Source organism: Pantoea sp. EKM20T, from assembly GCF_011800485.1.
Classification (GTDB): domain Bacteria; phylum Pseudomonadota; class Gammaproteobacteria; order Enterobacterales; family Enterobacteriaceae; genus Pantoea; species Pantoea agglomerans.
Genome location: NZ_JAALFW010000051.1, coordinates 1 through 247, shown reverse-complemented (window position 1 = coordinate 247; position 247 = coordinate 1). Strand labels below are relative to the sequence as shown.

The window sequence follows — 247 nt, the reverse complement described above, 5'->3', positions numbered from 1 at the left end:
TGGACTTTATCAGCCGCCTGATGGAGCTGGAGGGGATTTACTACTTCTTCCGCCACGAGGCGGACAAACACACGCTGTTGCTGTGTGACGCGCCGGATCAGCATCAGGCGTTTCCGGGCTATGAGACCATTGCCTATCACGTCACCCCGTCGGGCGGCGTGGTCACTGAGGAGGGCATCAGCCAGTGGTCGCTGGCGGAGAGCGTGACGCCGGGCATCTACAGCACCGACGACTACGACTTCCGCAA

Annotated in this window: 1 protein-coding gene; it reads left to right on the top strand. The window is 61.1% G+C overall.

Annotated elements, in window-relative coordinates:
• Positions 1–247: contractile injection system protein, VgrG/Pvc8 family (locus HFD94_RS22845; RefSeq protein WP_256378015.1), on the top strand; the 247-nt coding region annotated here is incomplete at both ends.